Below are 21,750 nucleotides of genomic sequence, written 5' to 3'. Positions count from 1 at the left end.
AAATGCACTGCCGGTGACGAGCAGTGCGACCGCTGCGGTCTGGCGGAGCGGGTTGCGGATATTTTCGAGGCCGGTCCGAAGGGCCAATCCCGCAGGACAATCAGCGATCAGCTCGCCGCCGCGTCCCGTGATGGGCGCACCCGCCTGCGGCGCCGGCGCGTGTTGCGGCGGACGATTTCGGCGATCAGGCCCGGAGCCTCCTCGACCAGCATATGACCCGCGTCGAGAACATGGTGCAGATGGAAATGCGAGGGCAACGCCTCGGCCTGCTCGACTGGCAGCAGCGGGTCCTCCGCTCCCCAAACGACCATCACCGGCATGTCAAGCGTATCCAGCTGCGCGCGTGGGATGACCCCTTGCCGGTCATCCCTTGTCATCGCGGCCGCCATATCGATCAAAGCCTGCAACTGGCCAGGCTGTGTGCGCATCCGGCACAATGCATCCACCACGTGGTCTGGCGGCACGCTCCGCGGACCCGACATGGCCGCGAGGCTGGCGCGGACCTCTCTCCTGCCGGTCGCGGCGGCATAGCGGCGCAACAAGCCTGCGTTGATTTCCGAGCCGAAGCCGCCGGGCGCCAACAGTGTGAGCGAGGCCACCCTGTCGGGGTCGGCAAGCGCCATCAATGTCGCGATCGCGCCGCCCATTGAGTGACCCACAAGATGGACTCTGCCCAGCCGCCGCGCGGCGAGATCGGCGAGGATGGCTTGCGCGGCCGGCTTGGCGCCGCCCATGCCTTCGCACTCCAGCGAATGACCATGGCCCGGCAGATCGTAGGCCAATATCCTTGCCTCCGTCGCGAGCGACAGCGCGACGTCACGCCAAATCTCGCTGCAGCCTCCGAAGCCGTGCAGAAAGACGATCGTCTTCAGGCCAGCGCCGCTCTCGACGGCATAGGGGAATGGAAGCATGAAAAATGGAGCAGTGAGCAAAGAGGGCAACACTTTCGAATTGTGGCTGGATTGCTCCTGATCCGGACCGTTGGCCAGTAAAATTTTCGCGACCGAAGCGATCCGTCAGGCGCTCGATCGGCCGCCGAAATGGGCCGAAGGCGTGTTCAGCTCGGGTTGCCGATCCCGGCCGCACGCAAGGATTGCACCAGCCGGTCGGTGAGATCGGCGGGGTATTTGCGGTCGACGAATGTCGCCCGCGGGTCGGCGGCGAACTTCGGGAATTCGGCTGTGAGTTCGTTGGCAAGCTCGTCCGCCAGCTTGTCGCGGCCCGAAATCCTGGCGCCGATCAGGCGCGCGGCCAGGTAATGCGACTTGGATGCCGTCGTGCGCAGCGACTCGCTGGCGATCGCGGCCCGTTTCATATCGCCCTGCATGAAGGCTCCGACGAACAGGCCGTAATCCCACCAGGTCGGATGGCCGCTGAAGGCCTCGACCGCGTGGCTCAGGATCGGTGTTCCCTCATCATATTTGCCGGCGAAGATCAGTCCGTAGCCATAGGCGGCGGCCATGCCGAGATCATACGGGTTGAGTTCGTAGGCCCTGCGCGTCAAGCGGATCCCTTCGTCCGCGTTGCCGAGGCGCGAGTTGAGGTAGCCGAGGGCACGATGCGCGTGCGGGTTCATAGGCCCCATCTGGACGGCGCGATGCGCAAGCGACATGGCCTTTTCGAGCGTTGCTTCCGGTGGATAGGAATAGTGCGCGGTGACGGCCTCCCCATGAAGCGCGGCCAGTTCCGCATAGACAAGCGATGATTTGGTGCCTTCGGCGGCAAGCTTCTCCAGGCAGCGATAGGCAGCTTCATGGGTCTGGGCGTTCATGTCGAGAAAATAGCGGTCGTCGAGCACCAGGCAACCGATCTGGCTGGTCCGGATGTCGCTCTGGTCGATGTAGCTGTAGATCGCGCCGGAAGCGGGAACGGTCGATGTCAGAAGGCTGGCTATGTTGCTTTCAACCACGCCAGGCGCGGTTTCGGCCGATGTCAGGTTGCGCGACAGGAGAACCCGACCGGTCGCGACGCTCTGTAGTTCGACCGTGACGTCGCCGGCGGCGGGGCCGGGGACAATATCGAAGACGAAACTGATCGGGTCGGCCGATTGATCGCGCGTCGAATCCGCATCGCGCCCGATGAAGTCGATGGTGTCGAAACCGGCGAGCCCGGCGCGCAGCGACGACGCGACGCGAGCCGCCTCTGCTCCGTCGGCTTTCGTGGCAATGTAGATCAGCGGCAGGGAGTCGAACACCGGCTGGGCGGCGGTGCCGGCAACGCCCGCCGTTTCGGCCGTTGCCACCGTGTCGCCGCCGCCGAGGAAGACATCGCCCTGGCGAAGGATGAGCACGCCGAGCATGGCAATGACCAGGACCATGGCAGCCCAGAAGAAACGCAGTTGCAGCGTCAGCGATTGTGCAGGTGTGGCTGGGGCAATGGGGGCGGCAGGCTCGCCCAGCGTCGGCCTGTCGAGATGTTCGGCTTCGGCCAACACGTCGGGCCGCGCGGTGCCGTCGGAGGCGGACCTGGCGTTGCCAGGCAAGCGGATTGCATTCAGCTCATAGGACGGGACATAACCGCCGCGCGGGATCGCGATGCGCACCGGCTCGGCAATGCCTTCATTGGCGAAGTACTGGTCCAGGAGCTCGCGCAGGCGGCCGGCCTGGACCCTGACCACGGCATCGGTGGAGGCGTCGAAATCGCCGTCCTTGCCGAAGACGTCCATGGCGATGGAAACGCCCTTCAGCCTGTCCGCCTCGCCAGCCTGCTCGCGTTCGACCAGATAGCGTAAAAGCCTGCGCGCACGCTCGGATCGTCCGAACGTTTCGCTGGCAAGCAGTCGCTCCAATGTCTCGCGCACTGCGGGGGCGGCAGGCGGGGCATGCTCCAAGTGTCGAGCCTTTCGAAGTCGGCACAGGTTAGGACGCGATAATATAGCGCCCGCGCCGGCGCACAAGGATGCTTCTATTATGCGATCGCGTAAGCCACCGGAAATTCCTCCGGCGGTTAACGAATGGCAGGCTTTCGCGTCTGTCTTTCGCGTCTGTCTTTGAAGTGCGGCGCATGTTGGATGCGCCACACTTCGATCGAGTTGCCGCTCAGCCGGCTTTATGGCCGATGATGCGATTGGCGGCCGAAACAACGGCCTCCAGCGAGGCGGCCACGATATTGGTGTTGATACCGGCGCCGAACAGCTTGCCGCCCGGATACTCCATTTCGACATAGGAGATCGCCGAGGCGTTGGAGCCACGCTGCAAGGAATGCTCGGAATAGTCGAGCACCGACATGTCGACGCCGACATGGCGCGAGAGCGCATCGACAAAGCCGTCGATCGGGCCGGTGCCCGAGCCGGTGATGGTCACTTCCTTGCCATTGTCGAGGATATCCGCCTCGACCATGCGCCGGCCCTTTACCTCGGTGTCGGGATAGGTGCGATGGTCGAGGAACTTCAGCCGCGCGCCGGGCTGGTCGACATAGGTTTCGAGGAAGCGGTCATGGATGCGCTTGGCCGGCACTTCCTTGCCTTCCGCATCGGTGATCGCCTGGATCGCCTGGCTGAACTCGATCTGCAGATTGCGCGGCAAATTGAGGCCGTAATCGGCCTGCAGCACATAGGCGATGCCGCCCTTGCCCGACTGCGAGTTGATGCGAATGATCGCCTCGTAGGTGCGGCCGACATCGGCCGGATCGATCGGCAGATAAGGCACTTCCCAGATCGGCGTGTTGGCCTTCTTCAGAGCCTTCATGCCCTTGTTGATGGCGTCCTGGTGCGAGCCGGAGAAAGCCGTGTAGACCAGTTCGCCGACATAAGGGTGACGCTCCGGGATCTTCAGCTGGTTCGAATACTCGTAGACATCCTTCATCCGGTTGATGTCGGAGCAGTCGAGCTCCGGATCGACGCCCTGGGTGAACATGTTGAGCGCCAGCGTGACGATGTCGACATTGCCGGTGCGCTCGCCATTGCCGAACAGCGTTCCCTCGACGCGGTCGGCCCCGGCCATCAGGCCGAGCTCGGTGGTGGCGATGCCGGTGCCGCGGTCGTTATGCGGGTGCAGCGAGATGATCAGGTTCTCGCGGTTGTCGAGATTGCGGCACATCCACTCGATGCGATCGGCATAGACGTTGGGCGTCGACATCTCGACCGTCGAGGGCAGATTGATGATGAGCTTGTTGTCGGCCATCGGCTTCACGATCTCGGTGACGGCGTTGCAGATCTCCAGCGCGACGTCGAGCTCGGTGCCGGTGAAGCTTTCGGGCGAATATTCGAAGCGATAGCCGCCGCCGGCCTTGGCCGCCATGTCGGTGATCATCTTGGCGGCGTCGGTGGCGATGCGCTTGATGCCGGCGACGTCCTTCTCGAAGACGACGCGGCGCTGCAGCTCGCTGGTCGAATTGTAAAAATGCACGATCGGGCGATGCGCGCGTTTCAACGCCTCGAAGGTCCGCGTGATCAGCTCGGGCCGGCACTGCACCAGCACCTGGAGCGATACATCCTGCGGCACGCCGCCTTCCTCGATGCACCAGCGGGCGAAGTCGAAGTCCGTCTGCGAGGCCGAGGGGAAGCCGATCTCGATTTCCTTGAAGCCCATATCGAGCAGCAAGGCGAACATGCGCGCCTTGCGTTCATGGCCCATCGGGTCGATCAGCGCCTGGTTGCCGTCACGCAGGTCGACCGAGCACCAGATCGGCGCCTTGTCGATGATCTTGTTCGGCCAGGTGCGGTCGATCAGGCCGACCGTCGGGTAGGATTGGTATTTGCGTGCCGCATCCGGCATGTGGCCGGCCGTGCGCTTCCCGGCTTCAGCTTCGCCGGCGCTGATTTCTTCTCGTGCGTTCATCGTCTCTTCTCCGGGCGGCTCGCGTTCGCCTTGGGCGGATTGATGGCGAGCGTCGCCTCTACCAGAATTTCGTTCGCTTGATTATGACCTTGCCAAGGAGCATGCGCCTGAGGCGGCTGGTACCGACCGCCGGGCGCTCCTTCAGCGAACCCGGCGATCGCCGATAAGGCCGAGAAGAAGCAGGGTCGAGGCGAGCGCGCGCGCAGTCTCGCCGGCAAAGCCGGTGCGAGAGGAAGCGACAGAGCGGACGCGCGTGGTCATGGCGGCTCTCTTACAGGAGCGGCCATCGGGAGGCAAGTGCCGGCCAGGACGCGCTTAAAGCGCTTCGCATCGAAATAGATTCGAGCGACGCGCTTTAAGCCTTTGGTTTTATGCATGTCGTTTTCCCAAAAGCGGCGCAAACTTTGGGCGACATGCATTAGCGCTGGCTCTTCCCCGCATCGGGCAAATGCGCCACACTCGCCCGACGCGGCCCATAGTGCCCCGGGGGAGGTTGTGCATGAATTTCGTGTTCTTCTCGCCGCATTTCCCGGCCAACGGCACGGATTTCTGCGACCGGCTGAAAAAGGCAGGCGCCACCGTGCTCGGCATCGGCGATGCACCTTACGAGACGCTGAACGGCAAGCTGAAGACGGCGCTTTCGGAATATTACCGCATCGCCGACATGGAAGATTACGATGCCGTGTTCCGCGCGATGGGGCATTTCATCCACAAATGGGGCCGCATCGACCGCTTCGAGTCGCTCAACGAGCATTGGCTCGAACTCGAAGCCAACATCCGAACCGACTTCAACATCTTCGGCACCAAGGTCGATTTCGTGAAGAATTTGAAGCGCAAGAGCCGCATGCGCGCCTTCTTCCGCAAGAGCGGCGTCGAGACCATTCCGCAGCGCAAATGCTCCGACCGCGCCGGCGCCATGACCTTCATCCGTCGTGTCGGCTACCCGGTGGTGGTCAAGCCGGATTCGGGCTCCGGCGCCTCGAACACCTTCAAGATCTCAAACGCCAAGGAGCTCGACCAGTTCTTCAGGGACAAGCCCGAGGGCGTCACCTTCGTCATGGAGCAGTTCATCGAGGGGCTGGTGGTGACCTTCGACGGGCTGGTCAACCGCGATGGCGAGGTGGTGCTGGCGGCCAGCCACCGCTACGACCAGAGCATCATGGATGCGGTCAACAAGGACCGCCACATGAGCTACACCTGCTTCCCCGAGATCAGCCCTCAGGTCGAGGAGGCGGGCCGCAAGATACTCAAGGCGTTCGACGTGCGCGAGCGCTTCTTCCACATCGAGCTGTTCGAAACCAGGGACAAGCGCGTCATCGCGCTCGAGGTCAACATGCGCCCGCCCGGCGCCTGGATGACGGACGCCATCAACTACACGTTCGACATCGACGTCTATGCCGCCTGGGCCGACATGGTGGTCAAGGATGCCGCCGGCGGCCCTTACAAGGGCAAGTATTTCACCGCCTATGCCAGTCGCAAGCGCCATATCGACTATTTGCACAGCCATGCGGACGTGCTAGCCGCCCACGGCGACAAGATCGTCCATCACCAGGCCATCGAAGAGATCTTCAGCCGCGCCATGGGCAACTACGCCTATCAGATGCGTTCGAAGGATCCGAAGGCGCTGCGCCAGGCGGTCGACTATATCCACGCGGAAAAGGCCTGAGCCGATGGACGTCTCCTATCACAAGGGCCATGCCCGCAATCTCGGCCGCGACATGGAATACAAGCGCTACGGCCATGCCGGGCGCCCGGTGGTGGTGTTCCCGACTTCGCAGGGGCGGTTCTACCAGTTCGAGGATTCCGGCGGGGTCGCAGCACTTGCCGACTTCATCGACACCGGCCGCATCCAGCTCTTCACGCTCGACGGCATCGATTCGGAGTCGTTCTTCAACAAGCATGCCGACGCGGCGCATCGCATCGCCCGCCACGAGGCCTATTTCCGCTATGTGCGCGAAGAGGCGCTGCCGGAACTGCAGGCGGTCGCCGCCAAGGCCAATGGCGGTCGTGCTTTGAAGCCGCTGTTTTGCGGCTGCTCGATGGGCGGCTACCACTCGTCGAACTTCGTGTTCCGCTTCCCGGAGCTGGCGAGCGGCGTGATTTCGCTGTCCGGCGTCTATTCGGCCCGCGACTTCTTCGGCCGGACGCTGGAAGGCAACATCTATTTCAACTCGCCGCTCGACTACCTGCCCGGCATCGTCGACCAGAAGCTGCTCGGGCGGGTCAGAGCACTGCGGCTGATCTTCTGCTGCGGCCAGGGCGCCTGGGAAGAGCGCATGCTGGTCGAGACGCGCGAACTGGAGCAGGTGCTGCGCGACAAATCCATCCCGGCCTGGGTCGACTATTGGGGTGGCGACGTCAGCCACGACTGGCCGTGGTGGCACAAGCAGCTTGTCTATTTCTTCGGCCGCTGGCTGGACGATGATCTGATGAAGCGACTGGATTGATGACCACGCCCGATCCGATCCGCCGCTTTGTCGAAGCCACCAACGTCGGTGATACCGAAGCCTTTCTGGCGACATTCACCGACAACGCCTTCCTCACCGACTGGGGCCGCGATTTCCATGGCCGCGACGGGGTCGCGCGGTGGAACCGCTCGGACAATATCGGCGTGCAGTCCAATCTTCGCATCGTTCGCGTCGCTGAGCGCGACGGCGTCTACCATGCCCGCGTCGCCGTGACGGGCAATGGCTTCAATGGCGAGGGCGACATGGCCTTCACGCTCGACGGCGACCGGATCGCAAGCCTGGTCATCAGTTGACCTCTCTCGCCATCGGCTGATTTGGTGGACGGCTATCCTTCCTGGCAGGCCGGCAGCGACGCGACATCTTGCGGCTCGGCCGTACGCAATTCCGGACGGAAAACCGCTCACACTTTTCCTGGAATTGCTCTAGTAGGTCGTGCGCCCGCCGGAGAGGTCGAAGGTCGCGCCGGTGGTGAAGGAGTTCTCGTCCGACAGCATGAAGACGACCATGGCGGCCGCCTCTTCCACCTCGACGAAGCGGCCGCGCGGCACTTTGCCGAGCATATAGGCGACCTGGGCCTCGGTGAGCTGCTCGAGGATGCGGGTGCGGGCGGGCGAAGGCGTCAGCGCGTTGACGGCGATGTCGTGGCCGGCGAGCTCCTTGCCGAGCGACTTGGTCAGCGCCAGCACGCCGGCTTTTGCAGCGGAATAAGCGGCGGCGTTGGGATTGCCTTCCTTGCCGGCGACCGATGAGACGTTGACGATGCGGCCGTAGTTGCGCGCGACCATGCCGGGCACCAGGCGCCGGCAGCAGTAGAAGACGCCGGTGAGGTCGATGTCGACGATCTGGCGCCAGGCGGCGGGGTCGTAGTTCACAACGGTCGCCGCCGGCCCGGCAATACCGGCATTGTTGACGAGGAGATCGACGGGGCCAAGCGTCCGCTCGGTCTGGGTGGTGGCGCGATCGACGGCCTCGATCTGCGACTGGTCGCAAAGGATCGCTTCAACGCGGCCGAGCAAAGCGAGTTCGGCGACGGCCTTGGCCATCGCGGCCTGGTCGACGTCCCAGATGGCGACACCGGCCCCCGACGACAACAGGCGTCGCGCGACCGCTAGGCCGATGCCTTGCGCGCCGCCGGTCACCACGGCGACGCGGCCGGACAGATCGACGGCGTTCAAACGGCGGTTCATCGGCAATTCCCCCTCGTTTGCTTAGAGCAATTCAGCATCCTGACAGGATTGCTGAGCCGCTCCAATTTTCTGTTTCACGCAATTCCGGACGGAAGGCTACGGCGAATGCGCCGAGCCCAACCGCCGAGCGCTTTTCCTGGAACTGCTCAGGCATTGGATAGCCCGGATCAGGCCCCGACGTTTCGCGCCACCAGCTTGGCTACGCTTGGCCCAATCAGCAGTACGACCAGGAAGCGCGCCGACTGCAGCGCCATGACGAAGGAGATGTCGACGTTCCGTGCCGCGGCGGCGATGATGGCGACACTGTCCATGCCGCCAGGGCTGGTCGCCAGATAGGCGGTCAGCGGGTCGATACCGAGCAGGCGGCTGATGACGAAGGCCATGCCGCCGCAAAAGGTGATCAGCGCGACGATCGAGCCGACGATCTGCGGCAGGGCGCGCGCCGCGTGACGCAGGATCGGCCGGGTGAAATTGAGCCCGATCGACCAGCCGACCATGGCATAGCTGATCGCCAGCAGCCAAGGCGGCAATTGCATCGGCACGCCGAGGCCGAGATGGATCACCGCGCCGAAGATGAAGGTGCCGAGAAAGAACGGCGAGGGCAGCCTGACCAGCTTTCCGAGCAGGCCGCCGACGATCGCAATGCCGATGGTGGCGGCGAAGGCGAAGGCGTCGATCGGCGGAAACCAGACGATGGGCGTCACCTCGACGCCGGATGTGTCGACCCACATCTTGGCAACGATCGCCGCCGTCATCGAAACGAAGATGACGCGCAGATATTGCATGAAGGCGACCAGACGCTGGTCGGCGCCGAAGGCGCCTGCCATCAGCACCATGGCGGTGGCGGCGCCCGGCGAGGAGCCCCAGACTGCCGTGGTGCCGGGCAGGATGCGCCAACGGCTGATCATCCAGCCAAGCAGGCTGGAGGCGGCGACGGTCGCGATCACCACGGCGAGGAAAAGCGGCCATTCGGCGTAGAACACGGGGAAGATGTCGGCCGAGATCGAACCGGCAACCAGGCAGCCGACGATCGCCTGGGCCGCGCCGAACAGCGGTCGCGGCACGCGCACGGAGGCGCCGTTGGTGCCGGCCAGAATCGCGGCAAGCATCGGGCCGATCAGCAGGGCCGCTGGCAGGGCGGCGAACTCCAGCGCGCCGGCGAAGAGCAGCGAGAATACCAGAACCACCAGCCATTGCCGCGGCGGGCGCAGGCGCGCCATGCGCTCGACGGGCGCTTGGTTCTGGGATGGCTGCTCTGGTGAAGAGTCCATGTCCGGCTCTTAGACCGGATACAGACAAATGCGAACCAGCTTTTCGCGGAAATTCCGCGTCCGCGCGGTTAGCCGGCCTTCTCGGAGGCGGGAAGGCCGAAGCCGCCGACCGGGTGGGTCTCGACCTGGAATTCGAAGCCGGCGATGAAGGGACGCGCCCTGGCGATCGCGGCCTGGACTTCCGGCAGTTGCAACGAGGCCTTGTGGCTCGCCTGGTCGGTCCACACTTCGGTCACCCAGATCGCGTCGGCGTCGGCCGGATCGGTGGCGATGATGTAGTTCAGGCAACCGGGGAGCGCGCCGGTGCTTTCGCGCAGCACGTCCATGACCGCATCGCGCTGGCCGCGCGCCGCCCGCATCTTGCCGATCAGTCCGTACATGCCCTTGCTCTCCCTCCAGGTTGCACGCTCCATCGAGTATGCAGTCGACCGCTCACGGCATCAACTGGCCACCATTGACCTCGATCACCTGGCCGATGATGTAGCCGCTCAAGAGGTCCGACGACAGGAACAGATAGGCGCCGATGCAATCCTCGGGCGTTCCGGCGCGGCCTTGCGGTATGGTGGCGACCATGGCCTTGATCTGCTCGGCGTTCGAATAGCGTTCGTGGAAGGGCGTCAGGATCGTGCCGGGCGCCACGGCGTTGACGCGGATGCCGAAGCCGATCAGTTCCTTGGCCATGCCGCGCGTCACGTTGGAGACGAAAGCTTTCGACGAACCATAGAGGCCGGCGCCGCCGCCGGCGCCGTTGCGGGCGGCGATCGAGGTGGTGTTGATGATGAAGCCGCCCTGGCGCTTCAGCCACGGTATCGCCTTGCGCGAGGCGGTCAGGACGGAGCGCGCATTGAGATCCATGACCGCGTCGTAATGCGCCTCGTCCTGATCGGCATAGGCGACGCGCCCGAGCATGCCGCCGGCATTGTTGACCAGGCCGTCGAGCCGGCCGAAATGTTTTGCGCTCTCTTCGACGACGCGCTCGACGTCGGCAGGTATCGAAAAATCGCCCTGGACCAGAAACACCTCGCCGCCATCGTCGCGGATGGTCCTGGCCACGGCTTCGGCGGGAGCGAGGCTCGCATTGTAATGCAGCGCGACCCGGCATTTTTGCGCCGCATAGGCGCGGGCGAGGGCGGCACCTATGCCGGTCGAAGCGCCGGTGACCAGCACCGCCTTTCCGGCAAGATCGGGGATGGCAAGTGTCGTCATGTCGGCTGGCCTCCGGGCTCCCATCCTTCGTAGGCCATTGTCGGCCTGGCCTTCAAGTGTTGGCGTTCAGTGTGGGCGCATTCAGGGTCTGAGATAGACATAGCCCTGATGCTGCAGCTCGGCGAGCTTCACGACGCCACCCTTCTCGGCAAGCTCGAAGCCCGCCAGCAGGTCGGTCAGCGTGATGTCCATGCCGTGCAGGGTGTTGCCGCAGGCTTGCGGGACAAGTCCCTGCTGGACGAGGCCGGCAAAGCGGCTGGAAACGGCGCCGGAAGCGCCCTTGGACTTGAAGGCGGCCAGGGCCGGGCCGTGCACCACAAGCACGATGTCGACATTGCCGCCGGTGCCCTCATAGTGGTTCTTGATGTTGCCGAGGACGAAGTTGACCTTGTCGGTGTCGCTGAGGTGATAGGCGACTTTCAGCCTTCCCTCGGCCGTTGCCGCATTTGCCCGGTTCAGGCCGAACAGGCCGGCGGCACCGGCAAGACCGGCGCGAAAAATGTCACGGCGCAGCATCCTATCCTCCTTGCCTCGCCGCCTCGCATGATTTTGCATGGTCCGGGCGGCACTCCTAGACTAGCATACGCCAGTCCTGTCGGTGGGAGGAGGATCACATGACATCGAGGGCAAGGACTATGGCGGGCGCGGCGCTTTGCGCCGCCCTTGCCGCTTTTGCCGGCGCGGCGCGCGCCGAACAGCCGCCCAAACTTCCCGAGCTCAGCCCGACCGGCGCCGACGCCTGCTTCGGCCGTGTGTACGATGCCGCCCATCTCAAGGCGCATCCGCACCAGAAGGTGGCGCGCATCTTCTTCCTCTACGGCCATGACCCGGTCAGCCGGCCGAATGAAGAACCTCCGGCCAACCAGGATACTTCCTATAACGGCTTCCTCACCACCACGGTGCGTGGCGCCAAAAAACCGGAATGGGCGAGCAGCTGGTGCAACAAGGAAGACCCGAGCGACAAGGCGAGCGGCATCCGCTGCGGCATGGATTGCGACCGGACGCTGGCCTCGCTGAAGGTCGATGACAAGGGCAAGCTTCTGCTCTCCGGCCTGTCGCCGGATGTCTATCTCGACCCTGATGCGTCGGAGTCGATGAGCAAGGCGGAGTATGCCAGGCAGCAACTGGGCAGCGAGGACGACAATTTCAAGCTGGACCCGATGCCGGCCGACAGCTGCAGGGCGGAGTTCGCGCGCATCGACCCGATCGATCCGGCGCTGGGCGATCCGCTGCGCGTGCGGCTGAAGTCCGATCAGCCCTTCTGCTTCGGGCGCGACTACGACGATGCGCATCTGAAGTCGCATCCCAACCAGCTCACGCAATCGATCCGCGTCTTCCGCGGCCCGGTCGAGCTCGCCTCCTTCGCCGCCGGCGGCGATGCCGCGAACTGGCCCGACGGGGCGGATATCGCCGTTTCGGTGACGACGAGGCAGAAAGGGAAAAAGGTCACGCAGACCTATTCCTGCCAGGGCGAGGCCGACCAGTGGCGCTGTTCGGCCAGCTCGAAGATGAGCGATTTTTCCTGCGACATCTCGCAGAAGGAAATCTTCCTCAAGCGCGGCGCCAACGGCACGATGATGGTCGCGAACCCCAACAATGCGGTGGCGGTCCTCGATCTCTGCTCGAAGGCGGCGAAAGGCAAGACGAAGTCGGACGACAAGGTCTATCGGCTGCAGCCGATGCCGCAATCGGCGTGCGCGCCGTAACCAGCGCTTCGTCATGTATGGACGGCCCCTCTTGTCCGAGAGGGGCCGTCCATACATGACGAAGTCTGAAGGCTTCGGCTAATTTCCAAGGTGGTTACTCGGCTCAGGCGAAAGGCACCGCCGTGGTGCCTTTCGGCAGCTTGGCCTCGTCGTCCGGCTCGACATGGATGGTGACGCGCACCGATGGGATCTCGGCCTTCAGCGCATCCTCGATGCGGTCGCAGATGACGTGGCTGGCGCCGACCGTCATGTCGGCGTCGACGACGAGATGGAACTCGATGAAGGTGGCGCGCCCGGCTATGCGCGTCTTCAGGTCATGCACCTCGAGCGCGCCCTTCGAATTGGCCGAGATGATGTCGCGGATCTGCATGTGCTCGTGGTTGTCGACTGCGCGGTCCATCAGCCCGTTCATCGACGAGCCGATGACATGCCAGCCTTGCCACAGGATGTTGAGCGCGACGATGACGGCAAGCGCCGGGTCGAGGATCTGCCAGCCGGTAAGCACCGCGCCGACGAGGCCGCCGAACACACCGACCGATGTCACCACATCGGTCATGATGTGCTGGCCGTCGGCGACGAGGGCCGGCGACTTCGCGTTCCGACCGGTGCGTATCAGCACCCAGGCCCAGATGGCATTGACCACCGTCGCGACGCCGTTGACGCCCAGGCCTTGCCAGGGCTGTTCCAAAGGCGCGGAATGTTGCCAGGACTGCCAGACCTCGTTGAGGATCAAGAGGGCCGCGACGATAATCAGAACGCCTTCGAGAACGGCGGAGAAATACTCGGCCTTGTGGTGGCCGAAGGGATGGTCCTGGTCGGCGGGCTTGTAGCTGACCTGGATCGCCCAGTAGGCGGCGATCGAGGCGATGACGTTGACGATCGATTCCGCCGCGTCGGAATAGAGGGCGACGGAACCGGTGATGTACCAGGCGGCGACCTTGAGCGCGAGCACGACGCAGGCGACGACGATCGACCAGAAGGCGAGCCTGGCAACCTTCTCCCGGGTCGCGGCTTTCGCCGCGGCCGCCGTCATGTCCTGCGTTGCGGCCATGTTCTCCTACGCGGCCTTTTTCTTGGCCTTGCGCGGCAGATGCGCGACGACGTTCTCGATGATGCGCATGCCGGCATTGTGCCCGAGTGTCATGATCGATTCCGGATGGAACTGCACCGCCGCGATAGGCTCCTTGCGGTGCTCGAAAGCCATGATGATCCCGTCCTCGGTCTCGGCGGTGACCACGAAGCCGTCGGGCAGGCGCACCGGGTCGGCGAAGATCGAGTGGTAGCGGCCGACGGTCACTTCCTTCGGCAGGCCGGAGAAGATGATGCCGGGCTTGGAGACGCGGATGCGCGACGGCTTGCCATGCATGGGGATGTGCAACTGCCTGAGCTCGCCGCCATAGGCCTCGGCCAGCGCCTGCAGGCCGAGGCAGACGCCGAAGATCGGCAGGTCGCGGCTGCGCGCCTTCTTGATGGTGGCGGCGCAGTCGAAATCCTTCGGCGTGCCGGGGCCGGGCGATAGCACGACGAGGTCGGGCTTCAGCCGCTCGAAGACCTCTTCGGGCACCGGCGAGCGCACGGTGGAGACATTGGCGCCGGTCTGGCGGAAGTAGTTGGCCAGGGTATGGACGAAACTGTCCTCATGATCGACGAGCAGGATGTTGACGCCGTCGCCGACGCGCGCGGTGGTGCGCTCGGTTCCGGTGGCGTTGCCGGTCTTGGCGTCGCGGATGGCGGAGAGCATGGCGGATGCCTTCAGTTCGGTTTCGGCTTCTTCTTCCTCGGGCACGCTGTCGAAAAGCAGCGTGGCGCCGGCACGCACCTCGGCGATGCCGTCCTTGATGCGGATGGTGCGGAGCGTCAGTCCGGTGTTCATGTCGCCGTTGAAATTGACCATGCCGATGGCGCCGCCATACCAGGCGCGCGGGCTCTTCTCGTTCTGCTCGATGAAGCGCATGGCCCACAGTTTCGGCGCGCCGGTAACGGTGACCGCCCAGGCATGCGACAGGAAAGCGTCGAAGGCGTCCATGCCTTCGCGCAGGCGCCCCTCGATGTGGTCGACGGTGTGGATCAGGCGCGAATACATTTCGATCTGGCGGCGGCCGATGACGCGCACGGAGCCCGGCTCGCAGACGCGCGACTTGTCGTTGCGGTCGACATCCGAGCACATGGTGAGCTCGGACTCGTCCTTCTTCGAGTTGAGCAGCTTCAGGATCTGCTCTGAGTCGGAAATGGCGTCGTCGCCGCGCTTGATCGTGCCCGAGATCGGGCAGGTCTCGACGCGGCGGCCGTTGACGCGCACGAACATCTCCGGCGAGGCGCCGATCAGATATTCGTTTTCGCCGAGATTGATGAAAAAGGAATAGGGCGACGGATTGATCGCTTTCAGCTTGCGCGAGATGTCGGAGGGCTGGGTCTCGCAGCGCTCGTAGAACATCTGTCCGGGCACGACCTCGAACAGGTCGCCGCGCTTGAAGCTCTCCATGGCGCGCCGCACCAGGTTGGCGTATTCGCCGGGCTCATGGTCGCCGCGCGGCGGGATGCGGTCGGCGGTCTTGAAGGGCTCGACATGGGCGTCGCGCGGCAGGCCTTCGGTCGAAAAGCCGTCGCCGGAATAGTCGTAGCGGTCGGTCCAGGCCTTGGTCGAATAGTGGTCGACGACGAGGATCTCGTCGGGCAGGAACAGCACCAGGTCGCGCTGGCTCTCTCTGCGCTCGAGCTTGTAGTCGACCGGGTCGAACTGGAAGGCGAGGTCGTAGCCGAAGGCGCCGTAAAGGCCGAGATTGGCGTCCTCGGCGGTCTTGAACAGCGCGGTGATGGCGCGCAGCACGGTGAAGACGGAGGGAACGCGGCTGCGCTCCTCCTCGGTGAAGACACGGCCGGGTTTTGCCACATCGAGGCGGATGAGCGTCTTCGAGGTCTCGGCGATCGTCACGTCGTCGAGCTCGCCAAGCGCCCTGCCGATCACCGGCAGCAACACTTCGCCACGCTTGTTGAGCGCTTCGATGCGCATCGTGCGGCCCCGCGCGGAGATCACCAGCGGCGGATCGATGATGGCCGTATCCCAGCGCGTGTAGCGGCCCGGATATTCGTAGTTGGAGGAGAACACCGCGCCGCGGCGCGAATTCAGGCCGTCGACATAGGCATCGATCGCGCCTTCATAGGGCCTGTCGTGCCGCTCGCGGGTGATCGTCACGCCGCCCGCGGTAACGAAGCGCTCCGCCCCGTTGTCGAGAACTCTAGTCGTCATTGCCGTCTCCATCAGCGTTTTGGGCAACGGACCCGGGAATGGCTTTAAAAAACAAATGGCCGCCCGGACATTCCGTTGCGGCCACCCTCTACTTTCACGCGCACACGCACGAACAGGCCGCTGTCAGCGAGCCCACCACCAAACGGTCTTGTTCGAACGCATGTTCATGGCGACTCCCATAGCGGCGAATGGAGGTCGGTGCAACTGGATTTCACGTGCACGGAAGACAGAGGCTTCAGTCTTCCAGCGTACCGGAACGCGCGTCGCCGCTCCTGCCGTCGCCGGCCAGCTTCAAAAGATCCTCGCCGGTACGGATGATGCGGCGCGAGCGCCGGGTCAGGATGAAGCCCGACTGAGGGGCAAATACTTCCGTGCGGCCGCCGGTCTCGCCGGGCGCATGCACGATCGTCGCCAGCCTGTCGCCTTTCTTGACGCGGTCGCCGGGTTTGACGTCGTAGAGGATAGCGCCGGACTTGGGCGAGGGCATCATGTCGATGTTTTCCAGCGGCACGACCGGCCCGGAAAATGTCTCGAATTTGGGCATGGACGAGTCCTGGACGACGCCGCGCGCCGCCAGCAGGCGATAGAGTCCCGCGGCATCGGACGCGGCCAGGGCGCCGTCGACATCGAGCATGCCGCGATATTCGACCGTGGTGACGGCGCGGCGGTCGAAGCGCGCGACGCTCGCAGGCACGTTCTGATAGGGCATGATCGAGGCGCCTTCGAAGGTGCCGGTGCTGTCCTCGCTCCACAGCAGGACGGCTTCGGCGCCCATGGCGGCGGCGCAGTCGGCCATATGCGGCCACAGGCTGGTGTGGATGTAGAGATAAGCAAGGCCTTCGTCGTCGCAGTGGAGGTCAAGGACGATGTCGTTGCCGAGCGAGAGCTGGACAAGCCGGTTCTTCAGCCGGCGATCGGCGCCGCCGAGGCTGACATCGGGCAAGAGCCGCGCGTCGGGCGCGGCAAGCAGCGGAAATGAGCGGTTGAAGTTGGTGCGGGTGCCGAGATTGAAGCGGCCCTGATGCTCGCCGAAATGATATTGCGCGCGGCCGATCGGGTTGGCCCAGGGCACGATGGTGATCGGACCCTTGATGCGGCCCTCGGCCTCGGCCTTGGCCAGCATCGGCATCAGCGCGTCGATGGCGACAACGCCCGGCAGTTCGCCCGCATGCAGCGCCGCCTGCAGATAGGCGGAAGGAGCCGCCTTGTCCTTGCCCTCGAAGCGGAAGACCGGAAATTCGTAAGCGACGCCCTCGCTGTCGCCGGCGATGCGTTCGATCGTCTTCTGCATGGGGTACCTCCAATGGAGGGCCAGACATGCATGTTTGCGGCAGGACTGTCGAGTGGTCCAGACGGGCCGGCCCGTCGGGGCAGAAGCTGGCTACGGCGAAGATGCCGAGCCCGCTACGGCGAAGACGCCGAGCCCGCTACGGCGAAGATGCCGAGCCCGCTACGGCGAAGACGCCGAGCGTTATTCAGCCGGTTGCGGCTGCAGGAGAGTTCGGCGGTCGAGCGCCTGCGACAGCATGGCCACCGCGACGGCCAGAAGCGCGAGCGCCGCCCCCACCAGCGGCAGATTGGCGTAGGATACGCCCCAGGAAATGGCGAGGCCGCCGATCCAGGCGCCGCCGGCATTGCCGACATTGAAGGCGCCCTGGTTGAGCGTGGCGGCAAGGTTCGGTCCTTCGGCGGCCGCCTCGACGACACGGATCTGCAGCGGCGGCACGACGATGAAGATCAGCATGCCCCACAGGAAAACGATGGCGACAGCCACGCTGGCGATGGCGCCGAGCTCGGTGAAGACGAGGAACAGCAGGGCCATGGCGAGCAGCGTGGCGATCACCGTCGGCATCAGCTTCCAGTCTGCCAGCCTGCCGCCGATGACGTTGCCGATGGTCATGCCGGCGCCGAACAAGAGCAGCACCCAGGTGACGGTCGCCGTCGACAGGCCGGAGACGTCGGTGAGGTAAGGCTTGATGTAGGTGAAGACGGCGAACAGGCTGGCGGAAGCAAGCGAGGCGATCAGCATCGCCAGCCATACCTGCAGCTTGCCGAGCACGCGCAGTTCGCCGACCAGGCCGCCGCCGCTGGGTTCGGCGACATCCGACGGTACCAGCCAGGCGATGGCTGCGACCGAGATCAGGCCGATGCCGACGACGGCGAGGAAGGTGGCGCGCCAGCCGAAAGCCTCGCCGAGCGCCGTGCCGGCCGGGACGCCGAGGATGTTGGAGAGCGTCAGGCCGGCAAACATCAGCGCGATGGCGCTCGCCCGCTTGTTGCGCGGCACGAGGCCCGCCGCAACGACCGAGCCGATGCCGAAGAAGGCGCCGTGGCCGAAAGCGGTGAACACGCGCGCCGCCATCAAGAGCCAATAGTTCGGCGCAATGGCGCAGAAGAGGTTGCCGATGACGAAGAGCGTGGCAAGGCCGACAAGCACCGGCTTGCGCGGCAGGCGGGCGGTTGCCATGGCGACGATCGGCGCGCCGAAGACCACGCCCAGAGCATAGCCGGTGACCAGCAGGCCGGCCGAAGGGATCGAGACGCCGAGGTCTCCAGCGACTTCCGGCAGAAGACCCATGATGACGAATTCGGTGGTGCCGATGCAGAAGGATGCAATGGCTAGCGCTAGGATCGGCAGCGGCATGGGATGTCCGGACTGAATCGGTTCAAAAATCGAAACTGGCTTTGGGCATGCCCCCACACAAGCGACATTGTCGCAACGCAGCAATGCAGAAAGGCGAGGGCGACCCTTCGCCACCAGCCGACGGGCCAGCCTCAGGTCAGCGGCTTAAGCTCCTGGGCGATTGTGGGGAGCAACTCCGAGACATTGGGGTGAATGTGCATCGCCCGCGCGAGCGTCGAGATCGGCGCCTTGGCATACATGAGGTCGAGCACGCAGTGGATCGCCTCGTCGCCGCCTGGGCCAAGCACGGAGCAGCCGAGGATCTCGCCTGTGTCGGCATCGGCCAGGATCTTCATGAAGCCTTGCGTCTCGCCCTTTTCGACGGCGCGGCCGACACGCGTCATCGGCCGCTGGCCGACCAGCGCGCGGCGGCCGGATTTCTTCACCGCGGCCTCCGTCATGCCGCAGCGCCCAAGCGGCGGATCGATATAGAGCGCATAGGCTTCGATGCGGTCGCTGACCTTGCGCGGATCGTTGTCGAGCAGGTTGGCGGCGACGATCTCGAAGTCGTTGTAGGAGGTGTGGGTGAAGGCGCCCTTGCCGTTGCAGTCGCCCATCGCCCAGATGCCGGGCACATTGGTGCGCAACTGGTCGTCGACGACGACGAAGCCGCGCTGATCGACTGCGATACCGGCCTTGTCGAGGCCGAGATCGTCGGTGTTCGGAACGCGGCCGAGCGCCAGCAGCACGTGCGAGCCGACCGCCGCCGGCTTGTCGGCGGCGAAGGTGACGGCGATGCCGCTGCCTTGTTTGGCGAAGCTGATGTCGCCGGCGCCGACATGAACGGCGATGCCCTCGTTTTCGAGGATCGACAGGATGGCTGCGGAGGTGTCCTCGTCCTCGCGACCGGTCAGCCGCGGCGCCTTCTCGATCACCGTGACCTCGGAGCCGAAGCGGCGGAACATCTGCGCGAATTCGAGCGAGATGTAGCTGCCGCCGACGACGATCAGATGGCTGGGCAGCACATCGAGATCCATCATCGAGGAGTTGGTGAGATAAGGGATATCGTGGACACCGGGCAGGTCGGGCACAGAGGCGCGGCCGCCGGTGTTGAGGAAGATCTTCGGCGCGGTGAGCAGCTCGTCGCCGACGCGCACCGTATTGGCGGATTCGAAACGCGCATGGCCGCGAAAAAGCGTGCAGCCCTCCATGCCGGCGATCCAGGTCTCCAGCCCGGTGCGGGAAGCACCCGACACCTTGTCCTTGCGCGCCTTGATCGCCTTGTAGTCGACGCCGACCTCACCGGAAACGGTCACGCCATAATCGGCGGCGCGACGGGCAAGATGGGCGGCATAGGCGCTCGCCACCATCGTCTTGGTCGGGATGCAGCCGGTGTTGACGCAAGTGCCGCCGACCAGCTTGCGTTCGATCAGCGCCACCTTCATGCCGGCCGCGTTCAGCCGGCCGGCGAGCGGGGTGCCGGCCTGTCCGGCGCCGACGACGATGGCGTCGAAAGCTTTCGCGCTCATGCCACCGCCGCCACGATCAGCAGCCCGCCGATGATCGCCACCGCGTCCTCGATGAAGGCGGCGGGCGGATCCTTGCCGAAGGCGGCGGCCAGCCTGCCGCGGACCTCGGCGCCGCCCAGCGTGCCGATCACCGCGCCGATTGCGCCTGCCACCAGCCCGCCGATGGTGGCGCCGGCCGTGGCGCCGATCACCGCGCCGGAGAAGGCGCCGGTCACGATGCGGGCGCCGAATTGCTGCGGCACCTTGCGGCTCGGCGTCGACGGCAACTGGTCGGTGACCAATTCGACGATAGCCAGGATGGTGAAGATGCCGACGGCGATCCAGTGGCCCATGAAGCTCGCCCAGGTGCCTGTGACCGGCAGCCAGCCGAGATACGAACCCCAGGCCACGGCAGCCGGCGCGGTCATGGCGCGCAGGCCGGCAACGACGCCTATCAGCAGTGCAAGAATGTAAAGCATGATCGACCCCCTCAAATGAGACCGTCGCATGGTCTCGCAACCGCAGGCTAGCATAGGCCAGGCGTTTGGCCACGGGGCTTTTGTCTGACAATCGATTATGCTTTGGCGATTATGCTTTGGCAGCAGACTCCGGAGGTACCGCCATGACGACGAGCGAACGCATGAAGATGGCGGCGGGCGAATGGTACATCTGCATCGACGATGAGCTCGAGGACTTGCGCGTTGCCGCGCGCGATGCGGTGTTCGAGCACAACAGCCTGACGCCCCGGCAGCGCGGCAATATCGCCCCGGCCTTGCGGGCGCTGCTCGGCGGCGCGGGCGAGGGGGCGCGCATCGAGGCACCGTTCCATTGCGCCTATGGCTTCAACCTCTTCCTCGGCGACGGCGTCTTCCTCAATGCTGGCTGCACCATCCTCGACACCGCGCCGGTGCACATCGGCAAGGGGACGCTGCTGGGGCCCAATGTGCAGATCTACTGCGCCGAGCATCATCGCGAGGCCTCCGGCCGGCTGGCAGGGCTGGAGATCGCCAGGGCCGTGACGATCGGCGACAGTGCCTGGATCGGCGGCAGCGCGGTGATCCTTGCCGGCGTCAGCATAGGCGAGGGCGCCATCGTCGGCGCCGGCGCGGTGGTGACGCGCGACGTGGCGGCGAACACCACCGTCGTCGGCAACCCGGCACGGGTCGTTACGAGAGGCTGAGCCCGCCTGGCGCCTGGGTGCTTCGGGAAAACTCGCGCCGGTAGCGCATCGGCGAGGTTCTGAGCCGCGCGGCGAAATGCTGGCGCAGCGACGTGGCGCTGCCGAAGCCGGCTTCGAAGGCCACCATGTCCACCGATTTGTCCGTCTGCTCCAGCAGCCTCTGCGCCAGTGCCACGCGCTGGTCGGCGAGCCAGTCGCCGAAACTGGTGCCGATCGAGTTCTGGAAGCGGCGCGTGAAGGTGCGACGCGTGAGGCCTGCCATGTCGGCGACGCTGTCGAGACTGTGCGTTTCGCCGAGCGTTGCCCGCACCTTGTCGAGAGCGCGCGTGAACCGGTCGGCGTTCGGCGTCGGCGCGACCGGGCGCTCGATGAACTGCGCCTGTCCGCCTTGCCGGTGCGGCGAGAGCACGACATGGCGGGCAAGTCGAAGGGCGGCTTCCGCGCCGTAGCGGGCGCGCCTGATCCGCATTCCGGGTACGAGGGGCGCCTCCCGCGAAGTGGCGCCCTTCCGCGCTGATCGGCACGCGCCACCATATCTTGTGACGCGGTAGAATTAGGCAGAAACCGTTAAAATTG

Annotated in this window: 19 protein-coding genes and 1 pseudogene; 5 read left to right on the top strand and 15 right to left on the bottom strand. The window is 65.0% G+C overall.

Annotated features, from left to right (window positions below):
• Positions 1-107 precede the first annotated feature (107 nt).
• The 3 genes from WDX12_RS02085 to leuA all read right to left on the bottom strand — a co-directional run bounded on the left by WDX12_RS02085 (position 108) and on the right by leuA (position 4,778).
• On the bottom strand, positions 108-911 hold the full coding sequence (locus WDX12_RS02085) for an alpha/beta fold hydrolase (RefSeq protein ID WP_434725761.1): 804 nt from the start codon (positions 909-911) through the stop codon (positions 108-110).
• 146 nt (positions 912-1,057) lie between these two features.
• Positions 1,058-2,830, bottom strand: a complete 1,773-nt coding sequence (locus WDX12_RS02080; protein ID WP_434723761.1) for a tetratricopeptide repeat protein — start codon at positions 2,828-2,830, stop codon at positions 1,058-1,060.
• A 208-nt stretch (positions 2,831-3,038) separates the two neighbouring features.
• Entirely contained in the window at positions 3,039-4,778 is a 1,740-nt protein-coding gene (gene leuA, locus WDX12_RS02075; RefSeq protein ID WP_320293308.1) for a 2-isopropylmalate synthase, read from the bottom strand.
• A 499-nt stretch (positions 4,779-5,277) separates the two neighbouring features.
• Here leuA and WDX12_RS02070 point away from each other — a divergent pair, with 499 nt between their 5' ends.
• From WDX12_RS02070 to WDX12_RS02060, 3 genes are read left to right on the top strand one after another with little or no spacing between them, the layout of a single operon-like run.
• Positions 5,278-6,444 (top strand): ATP-grasp domain-containing protein, encoded by a 1,167-nt coding sequence (locus WDX12_RS02070; RefSeq protein ID WP_320293309.1) that lies wholly within the window; start codon positions 5,278-5,280, stop codon positions 6,442-6,444.
• A 4-nt stretch (positions 6,445-6,448) separates the two neighbouring features.
• Positions 6,449-7,225, top strand: coding sequence for an esterase family protein (locus WDX12_RS02065; RefSeq protein ID WP_434723760.1), 777 nt, complete (start codon positions 6,449-6,451; stop codon positions 7,223-7,225).
• Positions 7,225-7,539 (top strand): nuclear transport factor 2 family protein, encoded by a 315-nt coding sequence (locus tag WDX12_RS02060; RefSeq protein ID WP_434723759.1) that lies wholly within the window; start codon positions 7,225-7,227, stop codon positions 7,537-7,539. The genes WDX12_RS02065 and WDX12_RS02060 overlap by 1 nt, the downstream gene beginning before the upstream one ends.
• A gap of 129 nt (positions 7,540-7,668) precedes the next feature.
• On the opposite strand, the gene WDX12_RS02055 is transcribed toward WDX12_RS02060, so the two are convergent.
• From WDX12_RS02055 to WDX12_RS02035, 5 genes are all read right to left on the bottom strand, one after another.
• Complete coding sequence (locus WDX12_RS02055) at positions 7,669-8,421, bottom strand: SDR family NAD(P)-dependent oxidoreductase (protein ID WP_434725760.1); 753 nt, start codon at positions 8,419-8,421, stop codon at positions 7,669-7,671.
• 179 nt (positions 8,422-8,600) lie between these two features.
• Entirely contained in the window at positions 8,601-9,704 is a 1,104-nt protein-coding gene (locus WDX12_RS02050; RefSeq protein ID WP_434723758.1) for an AbrB family transcriptional regulator, read from the bottom strand.
• A gap of 68 nt (positions 9,705-9,772) precedes the next feature.
• Entirely contained in the window at positions 9,773-10,084 is a 312-nt protein-coding gene (locus WDX12_RS02045) for a putative quinol monooxygenase (RefSeq protein ID WP_320293313.1), read from the bottom strand.
• Positions 10,085-10,136: 52 nt separating this feature from the next.
• The gene (locus WDX12_RS02040; protein ID WP_434723757.1) at positions 10,137-10,910 is read right to left on the bottom strand and encodes an SDR family NAD(P)-dependent oxidoreductase; all 774 of its coding nucleotides are present in this window, start codon (positions 10,908-10,910) and stop codon (positions 10,137-10,139) included.
• A gap of 81 nt (positions 10,911-10,991) precedes the next feature.
• Positions 10,992-11,426, bottom strand: coding sequence for a DsrE family protein (locus tag WDX12_RS02035; RefSeq protein ID WP_320293315.1), 435 nt, complete (start codon positions 11,424-11,426; stop codon positions 10,992-10,994).
• Between the two features lie 98 nt (positions 11,427-11,524).
• On the opposite strand from WDX12_RS02035, the gene WDX12_RS02030 reads away from it, so the two are divergent.
• Complete coding sequence (locus WDX12_RS02030) at positions 11,525-12,616, top strand: hypothetical protein (RefSeq protein WP_434723756.1); 1,092 nt, start codon at positions 11,525-11,527, stop codon at positions 12,614-12,616.
• A 103-nt stretch (positions 12,617-12,719) separates the two neighbouring features.
• Here WDX12_RS02030 and WDX12_RS02025 read toward each other — a convergent pair whose 3' ends face one another.
• The 6 genes from WDX12_RS02025 to WDX12_RS02000 all read right to left on the bottom strand — a co-directional run bounded on the left by WDX12_RS02025 (position 12,720) and on the right by WDX12_RS02000 (position 20,473).
• Positions 12,720-13,649, bottom strand: coding sequence for a cation diffusion facilitator family transporter (locus WDX12_RS02025; protein ID WP_430699214.1), 930 nt, complete (start codon positions 13,647-13,649; stop codon positions 12,720-12,722).
• Between the two features lie 24 nt (positions 13,650-13,673).
• A complete protein-coding gene (locus tag WDX12_RS02020) occupies positions 13,674-15,863 on the bottom strand; it encodes an anthranilate synthase (RefSeq protein ID WP_434723755.1) in 2,190 nt (729 codons plus the stop codon).
• 235 nt (positions 15,864-16,098) lie between these two features.
• On the bottom strand, positions 16,099-17,154 hold the full coding sequence (locus WDX12_RS02015) for a peptidase M14 (RefSeq protein WP_434723754.1): 1,056 nt from the start codon (positions 17,152-17,154) through the stop codon (positions 16,099-16,101).
• Positions 17,155-17,334: 180 nt separating this feature from the next.
• On the bottom strand, positions 17,335-18,507 hold the full coding sequence (locus WDX12_RS02010; protein ID WP_320293320.1) for an MFS transporter: 1,173 nt from the start codon (positions 18,505-18,507) through the stop codon (positions 17,335-17,337).
• A gap of 131 nt (positions 18,508-18,638) precedes the next feature.
• Positions 18,639-20,015 (bottom strand): FAD-containing oxidoreductase, encoded by a 1,377-nt coding sequence (locus tag WDX12_RS02005; protein WP_434723753.1) that lies wholly within the window; start codon positions 20,013-20,015, stop codon positions 18,639-18,641.
• Complete coding sequence (locus WDX12_RS02000) at positions 20,012-20,473, bottom strand: DUF4126 domain-containing protein (protein WP_434723752.1); 462 nt, start codon at positions 20,471-20,473, stop codon at positions 20,012-20,014. Before WDX12_RS02000 ends, WDX12_RS02005 begins: the two co-directional genes overlap by 4 nt.
• A 143-nt stretch (positions 20,474-20,616) precedes the next feature.
• Here WDX12_RS02000 and WDX12_RS01995 point away from each other — a divergent pair, with 143 nt between their 5' ends.
• On the top strand, positions 20,617-21,174 hold the full coding sequence (locus WDX12_RS01995; RefSeq protein WP_434723751.1) for a sugar O-acetyltransferase: 558 nt from the start codon (positions 20,617-20,619) through the stop codon (positions 21,172-21,174).
• Here WDX12_RS01995 and WDX12_RS01990 read toward each other — a convergent pair.
• Positions 21,161-21,643, bottom strand: a pseudogene (locus tag WDX12_RS01990) (GlxA family transcriptional regulator); the annotation flags it as partial. The gene WDX12_RS01995 and the pseudogene WDX12_RS01990 overlap by 14 nt on opposite strands.
• Positions 21,644-21,750 lie beyond the last annotated feature (107 nt).

It is taken from the genome of Mesorhizobium sp. RIZ17 (assembly GCF_051127865.1).
Lineage (GTDB): Bacteria > Pseudomonadota > Alphaproteobacteria > Rhizobiales > Rhizobiaceae > Mesorhizobium > Mesorhizobium humile.
The sequence above is the reverse complement of the archived record's forward strand: the minus strand, read 5'-3'. Positions and strand labels throughout refer to the sequence as shown.

Excerpts from the sequence above, each read along its gene's own strand:
- WDX12_RS02085 (WP_434725761.1), bottom strand. The coding sequence starts at position 911 with ATGCTTCCATTCCCCTATGCCGTCGAGAGCGGCGCTGGCCTGAAGACG.
- leuA (WP_320293308.1), bottom strand. The coding sequence starts at position 4,778 with ATGAACGCACGAGAAGAAATCAGCGCCGGCGAAGCTGAAGCCGGGAAG.
- WDX12_RS02070 (WP_320293309.1), top strand. The coding sequence starts at position 5,278 with ATGAATTTCGTGTTCTTCTCGCCGCATTTCCCGGCCAACGGCACGGAT.
- WDX12_RS02065 (WP_434723760.1), top strand. The coding sequence starts at position 6,449 with ATGGACGTCTCCTATCACAAGGGCCATGCCCGCAATCTCGGCCGCGAC.
- WDX12_RS02060 (WP_434723759.1), top strand. The coding sequence starts at position 7,225 with ATGACCACGCCCGATCCGATCCGCCGCTTTGTCGAAGCCACCAACGTC.
- WDX12_RS02050 (WP_434723758.1), bottom strand. The coding sequence starts at position 9,704 with ATGGACTCTTCACCAGAGCAGCCATCCCAGAACCAAGCGCCCGTCGAG.
- WDX12_RS02045 (WP_320293313.1), bottom strand. The coding sequence starts at position 10,084 with ATGTACGGACTGATCGGCAAGATGCGGGCGGCGCGCGGCCAGCGCGAT.
- WDX12_RS02040 (WP_434723757.1), bottom strand. The coding sequence starts at position 10,910 with ATGACGACACTTGCCATCCCCGATCTTGCCGGAAAGGCGGTGCTGGTC.
- WDX12_RS02035 (WP_320293315.1), bottom strand. The coding sequence starts at position 11,426 with ATGCTGCGCCGTGACATTTTTCGCGCCGGTCTTGCCGGTGCCGCCGGC.
- WDX12_RS02030 (WP_434723756.1), top strand. The coding sequence starts at position 11,525 with ATGACATCGAGGGCAAGGACTATGGCGGGCGCGGCGCTTTGCGCCGCC.
- WDX12_RS02025 (WP_430699214.1), bottom strand. The coding sequence starts at position 13,649 with ATGACGGCGGCCGCGGCGAAAGCCGCGACCCGGGAGAAGGTTGCCAGG.
- WDX12_RS02020 (WP_434723755.1), bottom strand. The coding sequence starts at position 15,863 with ATGACGACTAGAGTTCTCGACAACGGGGCGGAGCGCTTCGTTACCGCG.
- WDX12_RS02015 (WP_434723754.1), bottom strand. The coding sequence starts at position 17,154 with ATGCAGAAGACGATCGAACGCATCGCCGGCGACAGCGAGGGCGTCGCT.
- WDX12_RS02010 (WP_320293320.1), bottom strand. The coding sequence starts at position 18,507 with ATGCCGCTGCCGATCCTAGCGCTAGCCATTGCATCCTTCTGCATCGGC.
- WDX12_RS02005 (WP_434723753.1), bottom strand. The coding sequence starts at position 20,015 with ATGAGCGCGAAAGCTTTCGACGCCATCGTCGTCGGCGCCGGACAGGCC.
- WDX12_RS02000 (WP_434723752.1), bottom strand. The coding sequence starts at position 20,473 with ATGCTTTACATTCTTGCACTGCTGATAGGCGTCGTTGCCGGCCTGCGC.
- WDX12_RS01995 (WP_434723751.1), top strand. The coding sequence starts at position 20,617 with ATGACGACGAGCGAACGCATGAAGATGGCGGCGGGCGAATGGTACATC.